Here is a 13463-nt window from a genome sequence, read left to right as displayed (position 1 = left end):
TTAGGTCAAACTGCAACCTTAGAAACTCAGCATCAAAACAATCCTGAGAAACTTCGGGGCAGAATGTTTCAGTGCGATCAGGCTGAAACTGTGATCAGGCTGAAACGAAGATGAGCAATTGTGAGTGACGACCCATAGAGCATTCTGACTTTTCGGAGTACTTCGAGTATTGCAGCCATACGACACCCTACATGTGGCTGACCAAATTACCTTATCCACCACAAATAGTCTTATTAGCAAGGTCTGACAACGAACGTTGGGAGTGCAGGGCGGGAGTGTCAATTAGTGAGGTAACACTCCCAACACCAATTAAGTGTTGTGTGCCTTTCACGCACAAAAAAGCACCGCTATTGCGATGCTTAATATTTGAATTTTTCTATGCTTTGGCTGGCCCAGCAAGGCGTCCATAAGCAGATTTAGGGGCCTTTACCTTTAAAGCTTTAGCAAATGATGACTTACTTTTAGAAGCGTGAGCCTGCATACGCTTAATAGCTTTGTCTACGTTCACATCATTTGTTTTGTTTGTTGCTACAGTCAACATAATAGCCCCCCTTAGTTGCTATAACTATAACCGATTATAATCCAGTTGGAAAGCTGCTTAGTCTTCATCGGTCACAACGCGCTTGAACAATGCGTTGTTCCTTGGATCAAATGGATCACGTTCATCAAAGCCTAATTCACGATAGTAGTTTAGCAAATCTTCGTCATCTATTGGGTCTTGAATCCCAATCCAATCGGCTTCAATAGCAACAGCAAATAACTCTGCACAATGTGAAGCTATGGGAACAATGAACCCTTTTAGGGGGTTCTCAGCTTGACCACCTTGAATATAGTTGATTTTAACAACCAGCTTTCCATCACTCGCTTTGCCGAGCATAAGGCCACAAAGTTCTTCATCATGCCATACAGCAAGCTCTACTCTGGCCATATGGTCTCTGCGATATTGATTTCGTACTTGCCGCCAATCCCATCCTATTTGGCGATTTACCGGCATTTCCCACTCATCTTGAGAACGGAGAGCATCTTCGCTGATTTCAGTTAAATCAATATGGCCAATAAAGTCTGGCTCGAATTGTTCAAAATCACTTTGAGTCTGTGCTAATGCTGCAAGTCTAATCTGTTGATACTTATTAGAAATAGCTTGGTTATTCATTCTTAGATATCTACTTGCCTTGAATGATGGAAAATACTATCACGTTTTTGGTGTTCAAGCATATGACGATAGTTAGACGACCAATTACCTCTTAATCGTCACACAATGCCGCCTTCCATTTACCACTTCAACTTATAATCAGGTTAATGGCAATATTGAGGGGTTAGACTGAGCAGGGAAGTATAATTTTTCGAACAGCTGCATTCAGATAACTTTTTTGTAGGGAAAATATACATTAACAGAATGTGTATGAGCTTTTGCTTTAGATGATTTCGGGGAGTTTTGATTTAGAAATGGAAGCTTAGCGATGAGATCCCTGTCGTTTTAGTATGCTACTTTATTACTTGGTATGAGACTCAGTCGCTCCCCCACATCAATATTTAACAAAGCAAACTTAATTCAAATAAAATGGCAGCATTTGTGGCAGCACTTGTCATTTTAGGTCGGTTTTGGTCGGTTATTTTGATATATTTATACTGTTTTTATGGACAGGTGGTTTGACCTAAGATATTGATTTTTATGGTTGTTGTTGTTTTTGTGCGAAATTATACGGCATGTCTTCTCAGTCGGCTATGGACAAGCATTCAGGCGGTGTGGCTAAGTACCGCGCAGCTGAAGGAAAAACCGTACTATTGCCATACCGTGGTAGTGTTCACGGCACTATCCAAGACATCCTTGGTGGCGTGCGTTCAACCTGTACATACGTAGGCGCAGCAAAGCTTAAAGAGCTAACGAAGCGCACGACTTTCATCCGCGTACAAGAGCAAGAGAACAACGTATTCGGTAAAGAGTAAATCGACTGAATATTGGAAAAATCGAATAATTAAGAGCTGCTAATCGCGGCTCTTTTTTTGCCCTAAATTTGGCTAATGGCGACAAAGTGGCGACAGAGCTCTAAAAAATTTTGTGGCGACAGGCTATAAATTGCTAAGAGGGTTACGGGTAATTACATTAGATAAATGATCGCGAGCGACGTGTGCGTAGCGCATTGTCATCGAGATATCAGCATGGCCTAATACGTCGCGCAGAACCAGAATGTTGCCACCGTTCATCATAAAATGACTGCCTTTTAATTGTGCCGCTTCGTTCCAACGCGCACCAGTGGATAAACACAGCTTAACAATTTCGAGCATGTCAGTTCGTTCGTGTTGGCCTACGAGAGAGAGTAAATCGCGGATTTGTTCTTTGATGAGGAAAGCCATATCACGTTCTGAATCTTTAAATGGCTTCACTTCTTTTAGATGTTTTGGAAGCTTCCATTCTCTTAGCTCTTTGAGTTTATTAAACACCACCTTAAAGCGAGATAATTCTGAGTTGAGTGGCGATACACAGAAAAATTTTGCCCTTAAGTGTCAGGATAAGAGCAGAAATAAAACTTGTTGTGATGAGGACTGCAGAGACTCTAGCTGACATTTTCGCCTATTTTAAGCAAATAAGATGTCATTTTACTTTCTCTAATCTGGTGGAAACGGCTTAGATCTATATTTCTAAATTGTTTCTGCCCAAAAGAGTGCAATAGCGTCAAATCGGTCCGTGTGAGTTGAAATGCAGAGTTGATTGTCACTATGCTGACTTTTTGTATGTGACCTGTAGTATTGTGTCTGAGGCAATTGGCTTAGATATTTGTACTCTATTTGCACGTTTATGTATAAAAGTCATTTTTAATCAATGACTTGCATTGGATTTTAGTCAAGGCTTGGCTTCAAGTCTCTATCTCTCCGCCATGCTCGAAGTCTCGTCGTCAGACTGGGCTTTTTTCATTTTGGAGCTAGGTAAATTGAGTATGAGGATTTATCTCCATACTCAGAAGAATTCAAAGGTGAAGCAGTCAAACAGTTTGCTGAAAAAGTTCAAAGCGTTGCCGGTGTTGGAATATATACCGTGGCTAGAGCAGTGATGGCACACTTAATCTCTGCTGATTGATCGAGAGACTAAGCGTGCCAAATATCATATGTGCTGATTGCCGATGCGGTGAGACGACAGCAATATACTGGTTTCTGAGGTAGAAATACCGTTAATCTCTCTGATCCGGCACAGCACACTGTCAAACTCTTCCAGCGAGCGTGCTTGCAACTCCAATACCATATCCCAACGCCCGTTCGTTGAGTGAATAGCGCACACGCAGGGCTCACTCATCAGCTCTGCTCGTACCTTTCTGGAGGTATCCCTTTCCAGAACAATGCTCATCAACGCCCTGACCATCGCGAGTTGCTCATTGACACCACTTGAAACCAGAGTGGTATAGCCATTGATGATTCCCCGTTTTTCCAGCCGAGTCATACGGTTTTGAATGGTGGCACGGGAAACGCCAACGGTTTTTGCCAGCCAGGCGACGGGCAAGCGAGCATTCATTCTCAGGTGGCCTATCAGCTGGCGGTCTATGTGGTCGATAGAATCCATGTATATCCTTTTTCCTACCTGAATATATCAAACTGGTAGCAAATGTTATCATATTGATAACTAAGTTATCAATTTATATGTATTTTGTGTCTATTATTTAGCGTTGCGACCCACGATAATGACGTCATCAAAAGCGTACTTGTTGTGAGGAAAATATGACCCGATTTATTGATGTTGATTGCCTTAGCCGGCATGTAGGTGCTGTAGGTGCCGATAGATTCATGGAAAAACTAGTGGCGTTTATCGAGCAGGATTTCCTTCGCTGGAAAGATTTTGACAAATCGGCCAGACTAGCAGCTCACAGCGACATCGGTGTAATAGAACTAATGCCAGTTGCCGATGCTCAGCAATATTCTTTCAAATATGTGAACGGTCATCCTGCCAACACCGAGAAAGGTATGTTGACGGTCATGGCATTTGGTGTGCTGGCTGATGTAGACACCGGTTATCCGGTTCTGCTTTCTGAACTGACGTTGACCACAGCCCTACGCACGGCTGCCACCTCGGTGATGGTCGCAAAAAAACTGGCCAGAAAAAACTCCCGTACCATGGCCCTGATTGGCAATGGCTCTCAAAGCGAGTTTCAGGCTCTGGCCTTCCATAAGCTGCTAGGGATCAGTGAAATACGCTGTTTTGACGTTGATCCGCTGGCAAGTGAAAAACTCAAGCGTAACCTTCGCAAAGTGGAAGGTCTAACCATCACCATCTGTAATTCGGCGAAAGAAGCGGTCAAAAATGTCGATATCATCACTACTGTTACCGCAGATAAACGTCTAGCGACCATTTTGACCCCGGACATGGTGGCGCCCGGTGTGCATATCAACGCTGTGGGGGGAGATTGCCCCGGAAAAACCGAGCTACACATGGACGTTCTTACACAAGGTAGAATATTTGTTGAGTTTGAGCCTCAAAGCCGTATTGAGGGAGATATTCAGCAACTGCCGGCAGAGCACCAGGTGACCGAGTTTTGGGAAGTACTTAGTGACACTAAGCCAGGAAGAACGTCCGATGAGGAAATTACAATCTTTGATTCGGTTGGTTTTGCATTAGAAGATTACTCAGCGCTGCGCTTGCTACTTGATATTTCCCAACAAAACAATTTGGGTGAGTTAATCGATTTGGTTCCGAAACCTGACAACTCAAAAGATCTTTATGCATTGTTATATCAGGATGAGAATGTTGAATTAATGCAGGCTGTTTAATGAAAATATTAAGGCATATTTAGCTGGTCACCAAAACCCAACTTAGCTTCGCTCTTATTGGATATTAAACGCAAGTGGGCCCGGGGGATTATTTCTTGGGCCCATTGTAAATTGTTATTAATTAACGAGTTAGATAGGAAGTATTCGTATAATTAATAAATGGAAGGCCAGTGAAACTTCAAGAAAATAATATCGATGCTATTTTTTATCGGACAATAAGATAGTTATTAAATGTTGTTTGATAATTTAATTTTTACATGGATTTTACTAATTTCACAATTCAATTCTTTGTGAGATTTATACTCAATAATTAAGAGTAAGAGGGATTATGAATAACGATACTCCAAAAATACCCTTCACCATGGCAATTTTTCCGATCATCCTGATGGTCGGTGCCATGTTAGTAACTATTGTCATATTTGAAGGTAGTCCACATATACCTCTAGTATTTGGCACCATGACCGCAGCGCTGGTCGCCTGGATGCATGGTTATAAGTGGCAGCATATAGAAGATAGCATCTACAGTGGCATCAAATTGGCTCTCCCCGCCGTCGTAATCATTCTGCTGGTTGGTATGGCCATAGGTGCTTGGATTGGTGGTGGCGTTGTAGCAAGCATGATTTACTACGGGTTGCAAATACTGTCTCCATCTCTGTTTCTTGTTTCCATTACTCTTATCTGTGCCATAGTGTCTATTGCCATCGGTAGTTCGTGGTCCACCATGGGCACCATTGGTGTTGCTGGTATGGGCATTGGTGTCAGTATGGGTATTCCCGCTCCTATGGTTGCAGGAGCCGTGATATCCGGTGCCTATTTTGGGGACAAGATGTCTCCCTTGTCCGATACCACCAACCTGGCCGCGGGACTAACCGGCACCGATCTTTTTGAGCATATTAAACATATGTTCTACACTACCGTACCCGGCCTGTTGATTGCCCTAACCGTATACTGGTATCTGGGCCAGAGCTTATCTGCTGGCGACGCCGAGTTTGAACAAATCAGCACGACCATGGCCATATTGCAGGACAACTTTGTTATTTCTCCTTGGCTATTGCTAATCCCAGTCTTCGTGATTTTTCTCGTCACTCGGAAGGTTCCAGCCCTGCCAGCCTTATTCGCGGGTATTTTGTTAGGTTTTCTGAGCCAGATCTTCATTCAGGGTGGCTCTGTGGCGGAAGCAGTGAAAGCACTACAAGTCGGCTTCAGCATTGAAACTGGTAACGACATGGTCGACGGCCTGTTCAATCGGGGCGGCTTGGAATCTATGATGTATACGGTCTCCATGACCATTGTCGCCATGACTCTGGGAGGGATACTGGAAAACACAGGAATGCTGAAATCTATTGTTGAAAAAATAATCAGCTCATCTAAGTCGGCAAAAAGCCTGATCCCAACCACTATTTCTTCCTGTTTTCTGACCAACGCAACCTGTTCAGAGCAGTATATCTCTGTCGTTGTGCCTGCAAGAATGTTTGCCAGTACCTATCAGGAAAAGGGGCTGCACTCTAAGAATCTGTCCAGGGCACTGGAAGATGGCGGTACCCTGACCTCCGTGTTTATTCCCTGGAATACCTGTGGCGTCTTTATCCTTGCTACTCTTGGGGTTGGTGCCTTTGAATACGCTCCCTATGCAATACTTAATTTTGTGGTTCCCATGATATCCATCATCTTTGCATTGACCGGTTTTTCCATTGCTCAGCTGCAAAATACCAATGACGAAACAAACCGTCACAGTGAAATGCGTGATGGTGTTGATCCACAAAGGCAGCAAACTAATATCTGACGTTGATAGTTACGTTAAATAAATAATGGCTCACTTTAGGTCATACAATTGATGAGCAATTCATTGAATGGATTGTTCATCTTATAAAGAAGCGTTTGAAGTTTTTAACGCATCTCTAAACACCAAGGGTCTGGACTATCTTAATCTTATGATCATTCATATCCTTCAACCATGGCCTCATGTCGGTATTGAAGACCGATTTTAGGATTACCATTATCTAAAACAACCAATCGTGCACACATGGAAAACAATACCGACATTGATTTTGTGATATCAGCGAAGACATAAAAATGTTAAATGATATGCACAGGATCCAAGAGTAGGGTGATGTCAGCGCTGTCACTGTCTAGCAGAAAAATAACTTAATTTCAGTTGGTTAAACGAAGGAGTAGAAAGGTAAGAAGCCTTGCCATTCTGTTTGATTGTTCTAGGTGAAAAAAGATCTAAGGTTTTTTGCAGTGGCATTTTATGTTACGAATAGTACTGTTGAATAAACGATTTTCGAATCTGTAATCATCATAAGTGGAGGCAATTATGGCATTTAAAACTCCGCCTTTAACGACGACAGAAGCTAAAGAAGTTCGCCGTGTTGGGTTTGAGATCGAATTTACCGGTTTAACCATAGGGGACGCCACCCAAATACTGCAAAAGGTTTTTGGTGGTGAGCTAGAGCAAAAGTCCGCGGTAGAATACGTTTTACATACGCCTGAATACGGTAAGTTTAAAGTTGAATTAGACTGGGAATTTCTTAAAAACACAGCGCTGGAAGCGAAAGTTAAAGATGATGGCCACGAGTGGGTGGATTTTTTACATCAACTGGCGTTATCCGTGGTTCCATTGGAAATCGTTTCTCCGCCATTCCCAATTGATAAGCTGGAAAAGTTGGATGCGCTTATTCCAGCATTGCGTGATGCTGGTGCTAAAGGAACCGATGATTCAGTTGTTGCGGCTTTTGGCGTCCATATTAACCCAGAACTACCATCGCTAGATGTTCAGACGGTTCACTCCTATTTGCAAGCGTTTGGGTTACTTCAATGGTGGCTAAATGAAGCGCACGACGTTAATTTAGCTCGAAAAATCAGCCCTTACATCCAGCTATATTCTGAAGATTATGTTGAACTGCTTCTCGACAAGACCTATCAGGATATGGATGCGTTGATCGATGATTATCTTCTTCATAATCCGAGCCGAAATCGTGCATTAGATATGCTTCCACTATTTGCCTTTATTGATGAAGAAAAAGTCAATAATGCCGTGAAGGATAGCAAAGTAAATCAAAGGCCTACATTTCATTACCGCTTACCCGATTGTTTGATTGAAAATACAAATTGGAGCTTCGCGACGTCCTGGAATATATGGTATCTGGTCGAGGCTTTAGCTGCCGATACGAAGGCACTGGACTTTTTATCTCGTCGTTTTAAAGAAATGTCTCTGCCGCTTATCGGTGTCAAACGTAGTGATTGGATTAAGGAAGTCAGTCAGTGGATAAAAAGCCGAGAATTGGGGTAACAGGTAACCATCGTAGTTGGTCTCCATCGTGGTGGTGTACAAAACTCGCGCTCATACTAGCAGGCGCAAAACCTGAGAGAATCAGCGTTAAGCACCAGAGATCAGGGAAACCACTCGATGGTCTGATCATTGGCGGCGGTGATGACATTGACCCTGAACACTATGGTGGCGAAGCCAGTGAGCGGGATGAATTTGATCCCGAGCGCGATAAGCTAGAGATAGAGTGGATAAAATGGGCGCTAGAAAACGAGGTTCCAATTTTGGGGATATGTCGCGGCGCACAACTGCTGAATGTTGTGCATGGTGGCAACCTGTATGCGGATATATCGACGCTACGTAAGCGGACCTATAATCGTCCGGGTTTGCTACCCACTAAGCAAGTGTTCGTCGATAGAGAGTCAGATCTGTTTTCTTTGTTTGGTAAGCCTAAGTTGAGGGTTAATAGCCTACACCACCAAGCTGTAAAAGATGTTGGAGATGGCTTACGTGTTGCTGGGCGAGATCTGGATGGTTTTGTTCAAGCGATCGAAAGCACGCATTCCCAGCCTATCAGGGGTGTTCAGTGGCATCCCGAGTATATGTTTTACCTACCTAGTCAGTTTAAGTTGTTTCGCTGGTTAGTCAGGTTAAGCCGCTAATTATAACCACCAAAGCTATAAATAATGTCTTTAAATATTATTTACTGGATTTTTGATAGCGTTTCATAGCTAATCGATATTCTTTTGGCGTAACGTTTTTATAGTTTTTAAACTGACGATTGAAGTTCGCTTGATTGATGTATCCTACTTTTTCTAATATTACTCGTATTGGATAGTCGGTGTAAGCGAGCATATCACAAGCTATATTTAAGCGAATTTTCTTTAATCTCTGGCTAAAGCTTTCATTAAAGTGTTGTGCAAACAGTCTTCGCACACTGCTTTCGCTTAAAAATAAATGGTTGGCCAGAGCTTGAAGTGAAATATTCTCGTTAAAATGAGTTAATAAGTAAGCTTCTGCTCTTCCAATCTTATCATCGACTCGTTTTTTCTCATCGTTTGTTGCATTGATGATAGGGTTTATTAATCGCACGATATTATTATCCGCGATTAATAGGCAAAAAATTTCAATTAAAATTGCAAGTCGGTTTGGGGGAGGAAGTTCAAGTACATTCGAAAGAAATTTGACAACTTTGTCTCCCGTTTGCGCGGAAAACTGTAAACCTTGGTCAGCTTTTTCCAGTATTTCTTTTAGTGGGGTTAACTCTTGGCAATGGTGAACCAGTTGTTCGATCCATGATTTTTGAAACCAAATAACATGAGTTTCACACTGCCCATTGCTAATCACTGAGTCTGAATAGATGGCGTGAGGTAACCCAGGGCCGATAAGAATAGTGTGGTTATTCTGTATTGCACTATTATAATTTCCTACAAAACAACTACCTAAAAAATTGCGGTGAATCGCAATTTCATATTCCTCATGGCAGTGCCAGTCGTAACTCTTTTGAGGTTCGACAATTTTTAAGTAGCGCCAAGAAGCACCTATTCGCTGTGGAACACGCTCTAATTTACGTTTCATAATATATTCAAAAAATATTTATTAATCACTTACTTCAAGAACAATAACAAAATCTAAGCGGAAAGTACTTATAGTTGAACGAATCGCACTCCTACTAAAAATCTCTGACTACTAAAATGTCGTTATCCAATCAACGTAAGGGTACTTCATTATGGTAATTTCAAACAAAATTAAAAAAATGATTGCGGCCAACCGCAAATTATGGATAAAAGAAATGGTATACGGATATCGTATTCCTCGAGATTTTCTCTGGAGGCATTATGGTTATCAATCACAATGGGAACTGGAAAAGGATTTGATGTACTCTTTCCAAAACCTATCTGAATATCAAAACTAAGCTTGATAATCGGAGTGACTAAAGTCCTCAACAACATATGCAGATTAAAGGGTATTTTACATAGTTATTTTTAGAGCTTATTTAGGCCATATGGAATACCCTTTCTGTTAACATCCACTCAATTTTAAATGATGGCTTCCAAACATTCGTCACTTTAGTTGATACGAACCCTGTGACCTAATGCTCCGAGCCTAGTTTACTCAGCGAAGCGCTCAGTACTGTAATAAGGAGGATCGCTGCGCCTAACCATTGAACGCTGGTTAACACTTCATTCAGCCATAGTAGGGAGAAAATAGCGCCAAACAGAGGCTCACTTCCCATAAGCAGTGACGCTTTTGTTGGAGAAATTTTCCGTACCGCATAATTTTGTGCATAGAAGGCAAACAATGTACAAAACAGAACCAGAAAAGAAGTCGTAAGCCAAAATTCCGGAGCCTGTGGGAAGAGGGCTTGAGTGGTGGGCTCATGAGATACAATACTGATTAAGCAGGCATTAAATGCAACAATGAATTACTGAATACACGTTAGAGTGGTATTGGTTATCTGTTTTCCATGAGTCAGTTTCTTTGTCATGATGACCATAACTGCCCTCAATGCCGCCGCACACAGAATATAGATATCCCCCTGATTGAATGTAATTTTGAAACCGTGGTTATTGGTTAACATGAGTACACCTACTGTACTGAATAAGCACAGCCACATCAGTGTTCGATTTGGTTTTCTTCTTCCTATTAAGGTTTCTAGAAGCAGGGTAAATATGACATTCAGGCTGATAAGAAATGCTGCGTTAGAAGCGGTTGTCTGACTAACTCCATAAACTTCAAAGAAGAAGATTGCCGCAAGGATGGCTCCAGTCGGTAGGGCGACTGGCCAATCTCTGTTTTTGCCATGAATAAAGTCCCTGACCATCATTGGGAGTAGCAGTAAAAACGTCCACCCAAAGCGAATCGCTATAAAAATGGACACCGTTGTATAGGTAATGGCACTTTTTGTTAAGCCATAACTTGTCCCCCAAACAATGGCGACTAACAGGAGCAGTAGTTCGGGGATATTGAACAATGAAAGCCTTTCTCTTATCGCTAAGCTAGACACATCTTTTCCTTATAAACCTTGTATGAATTGACTCGATCAATATCCACTAGTACGTTATGTGAAACAATGGATAGATTTGGAAAGGACTGTTGCGTTGTGGACACAAATAAGCTCATCGCTTTACTGCCGGAAATGGCCGTTTTTGTTGTCGTTATTGAAGAAGGGAGTTTTTCTAAAGCAGCGGAAAAGCTCGGTGTTGCGCCTTCATCTGTGAGCCGTTCCATCTCTAAGCTGGAGAATGCTTTGTGCCAAAAGCTCCTTGAACGAACCACCCGAAATATGCGGTTAAGCATTGCGGGAGAAGAAGTTCACGGATTATGTATGGATATGCTTAAATCTGCGAGATTAGCGACAGATGCTGCTTTTTCCTCTCAAAGCGAGGTCGCTGGTGAAATCAGAATTGCCGCCCCCAGAGCCTTGGCCAGCCAAGTACTTTCGCCGTTAATTCTGGACTTCTTACAAGAATATCCCAACGTCTCGGTACATTTTGTTGTTGAAGACCACTTTATTGATCCTATTGGGCATGAAGTCGATATGGTGATACATATTACCGATAAACCAGTCGAAGGCTTAGTTGCCAAAGAATTAGGAACGAACCGATTACTCATTTGTGCTAGCTCGGGCTATCTGGAAAAATTTGGCTACCCTAGGAGCCCTGAAGAGTTGTCTGCCCATCAATGTATACGTTTGGGTGAAAGTCCTGTTGACAGGAAATGGGTCTTTGGCCAACAAGGCGTGATTCGTACCGTTAATATCGATGGACGACTTGCCGTCAATCATACCGAAATCCGTAAAGAAGCTGTTTTACGAGGGATGGGTATTTCGATTTTCCCTGAGTTTTCCATTGATGCGTTGATACAGTCAGGAGAGGTAGTGGCGCTATTTCCAGAATGGGAAGTAAAGGGAAGTTATCAGGGAAAGATAGTTGCTCAGTATCCTCAATCCAGATTCATTCCTCGTCAGTTAAAATTGCTGGTGGAGTACCTTCACAGTAGGTTGAGTGAAACAGCAGTGAGTTCTGACTGATTTTTATTGCTCGATTGCGGGCAACGAAATATGCGTTGTGATTAGGCATAAGTGTCAGTTGTTGAAGATCGACCCGCTACCAATCGGTAACGGGCGAGATGAATTTTAAGCCGCGTCCGAGAGAGTCGTGGCCGTTTTTTCAGCCACTTTATCGCAGATGTAGTTGCCGATTGGAATTGCGGAAGTCGCGGCTGGCGAAGGCGCATTACAGACATGCAGTGAGCGCGGGCTTTCAGCAAATAGGAAGTCGTGCACTAAAGAACCATCTTTAAGAACGGCCTGAGCACGGATACCTGCGGGATAAGGCTGGAGATCGCTGACTTCTAGCATCGGACAATATTTCTGCACCATTTTCAGGTAACCAGGTTTCCACCAAGAGTTCCAGGTTTCTGCTAACCCCGTTTTTAAGTGCTTAAAGCTCACTTTCCAGAAACCAGCAAAGGTCACCATATCTCTGATATCACGCAGGGATACATTGAACTTTCCATATCCTTCTCTTTTCCATCCTTGTACGGCATTAGGACCAACAGTTACGCTGCCATCAATCATCCGCGTCAGATGCACACCAAGGAAAGGTAAGTCTGGATCTGGAATTGGATAGATGAGGTGGTTGACGATCTGGTTGTATTTCGCTGGCAAGCGATAGTACTCTCCGCGATAAGGGACGATTTGAAAATCGGTGTCTATATTGAGCATGCGCGTGATGCGATCGGCCATCAGTCCAGCGCAAGTGATTAGAAATTGGGCATGGTAAGTGTGGGAAGTGTTACCATTTCGACAGTGCAGAATAATACTGTCGGCGGTTTCTTCAATATCCTGAACTTCCGTTCCCAGTTTCAGTTCGCCCCCACAGGCTTTAAACTCTTCCGCCATTTTCTTCGTGACCAGACGATAGTTAACAATGGCAGTCGATTTGACGTAAATAGCGCCGTTGCCGGTAATATTCGGCTCTCGTTTTCGCAGTTCAGCTTCATCAAGCAGCTCTGCTTCAATTCCATTTTGCGCACAGCGTTCATACAGGGCTTGCATTCGCTCATATTCTGTCTGGTTTGTTGAAACCAACAATTTGCCGCATTGATCGTAAGGTATGTCATGCTTTTCACAAAAACTGATCGTCTTTTCAACCCCTTCTCGACAGAACTGGGCCTTCAGGCTGCCAGGTTGGTAGTAAACACCAGCGTGAATAACACCACTGTTATGTCCGGTCTGATGCATGGATACTTCTGATTCTTTTTCTAATACCAAAACACGTGCGGTTGGGTAGCGCTGCTTCAGTTGCCATGCTGTTGATATTCCGACAATTCCGCCTCCGAGAATCACATAGTCGTACGGCTTTTCCATTGAAATCTCCAAAATAGTAGTGCCCGTGTTATTGCACACGGGCTAATTATTGTTATTTAGTTTGGT

At 42.8% G+C, this 13463-nt stretch carries 10 protein-coding genes and 3 pseudogenes; 6 read left to right on the top strand and 7 right to left on the bottom strand.

Annotated features, from left to right (window positions below; translation table 11 throughout):
- Positions 1–376 precede the first annotated feature (376 nt).
- Both DBX26_RS25520 and DBX26_RS18575 read right to left on the bottom strand, forming a co-directional pair.
- Positions 377–541, bottom strand: coding sequence for a hypothetical protein (locus DBX26_RS25520; RefSeq protein ID WP_162889746.1), 165 nt, complete (start codon positions 539–541; stop codon positions 377–379).
- 57 nt (positions 542–598) lie between these two features.
- The gene (locus tag DBX26_RS18575; protein WP_118120478.1) at positions 599–1153 is read right to left on the bottom strand and encodes a hypothetical protein; all 555 of its coding nucleotides are present in this window, start codon (positions 1151–1153) and stop codon (positions 599–601) included.
- A gap of 548 nt (positions 1154–1701) precedes the next feature.
- Here DBX26_RS18575 and DBX26_RS18570 point away from each other — a divergent pair.
- Positions 1702–1947, top strand: a pseudogene (locus DBX26_RS18570) (IMP dehydrogenase); the annotation flags it as partial.
- A gap of 123 nt (positions 1948–2070) precedes the next feature.
- Here DBX26_RS18570 and DBX26_RS25670 read toward each other — a convergent pair.
- Together DBX26_RS25670 and DBX26_RS18560 are read right to left on the bottom strand one after the other, a co-directional pair.
- A pseudogene (locus DBX26_RS25670) lies at positions 2071–2481 on the bottom strand (hypothetical protein); the annotation flags it as partial.
- Positions 2482–3100: 619 nt separating this feature from the next.
- Positions 3101–3553, bottom strand: a complete 453-nt coding sequence (locus tag DBX26_RS18560) for an Lrp/AsnC family transcriptional regulator (protein WP_020334215.1) — start codon at positions 3551–3553, stop codon at positions 3101–3103.
- 155 nt (positions 3554–3708) lie between these two features.
- On the opposite strand from DBX26_RS18560, the gene DBX26_RS18555 reads away from it, so the two are divergent.
- The 4 genes from DBX26_RS18555 to DBX26_RS18540 all read left to right on the top strand — a co-directional run bounded on the left by DBX26_RS18555 (position 3709) and on the right by DBX26_RS18540 (position 8685).
- Complete coding sequence (locus DBX26_RS18555; protein ID WP_118120476.1) at positions 3709–4755, top strand: ornithine cyclodeaminase; 1047 nt, start codon at positions 3709–3711, stop codon at positions 4753–4755.
- Between the two features lie 328 nt (positions 4756–5083).
- The gene (gene nhaC, locus DBX26_RS18550; protein WP_065297734.1) at positions 5084–6538 is read left to right on the top strand and encodes a Na+/H+ antiporter NhaC; all 1455 of its coding nucleotides are present in this window, start codon (positions 5084–5086) and stop codon (positions 6536–6538) included.
- Positions 6539–7072: 534 nt separating this feature from the next.
- Positions 7073–8047: an amidoligase family protein gene (locus tag DBX26_RS18545; protein WP_118120474.1), complete on the top strand. Its 975-nt coding sequence runs from the start codon at positions 7073–7075 to the stop codon at positions 8045–8047.
- On the top strand, positions 8020–8685 hold the full coding sequence (locus DBX26_RS18540) for a gamma-glutamyl-gamma-aminobutyrate hydrolase family protein (RefSeq protein ID WP_118120472.1): 666 nt from the start codon (positions 8020–8022) through the stop codon (positions 8683–8685). Before DBX26_RS18545 ends, DBX26_RS18540 begins: the two co-directional genes overlap by 28 nt.
- A gap of 37 nt (positions 8686–8722) precedes the next feature.
- On the opposite strand, the gene DBX26_RS18535 is transcribed toward DBX26_RS18540, so the two are convergent.
- Both DBX26_RS18535 and DBX26_RS18525 read right to left on the bottom strand, forming a co-directional pair.
- On the bottom strand, positions 8723–9601 hold the full coding sequence (locus DBX26_RS18535; RefSeq protein ID WP_118120470.1) for an AraC family transcriptional regulator: 879 nt from the start codon (positions 9599–9601) through the stop codon (positions 8723–8725).
- Positions 9602–10115: 514 nt separating this feature from the next.
- Positions 10116–11030, bottom strand: a pseudogene (locus DBX26_RS18525) (DMT family transporter).
- A gap of 96 nt (positions 11031–11126) precedes the next feature.
- Between DBX26_RS18525 and DBX26_RS18520 the strand changes: the two are divergent.
- Entirely contained in the window at positions 11127–12056 is a 930-nt protein-coding gene (locus DBX26_RS18520; protein WP_162889745.1) for a LysR family transcriptional regulator, read from the top strand.
- Positions 12057–12161: 105 nt separating this feature from the next.
- Here DBX26_RS18520 and lhgO read toward each other — a convergent pair whose 3' ends face one another.
- Positions 12162–13397 (bottom strand): L-2-hydroxyglutarate oxidase, encoded by a 1236-nt coding sequence (gene lhgO / locus DBX26_RS18515; RefSeq protein ID WP_014233865.1) that lies wholly within the window; start codon positions 13395–13397, stop codon positions 12162–12164.
- Positions 13398–13463: the final 66 nt, after the last annotated feature.

The sequence above is a fragment of the Vibrio sp. dhg genome (assembly GCF_003443775.1).
Lineage (GTDB): Bacteria > Pseudomonadota > Gammaproteobacteria > Enterobacterales > Vibrionaceae > Vibrio > Vibrio natriegens.
The sequence above is the reverse complement of the archived record's forward strand: the minus strand, read 5'-3'. Positions and strand labels throughout refer to the sequence as shown.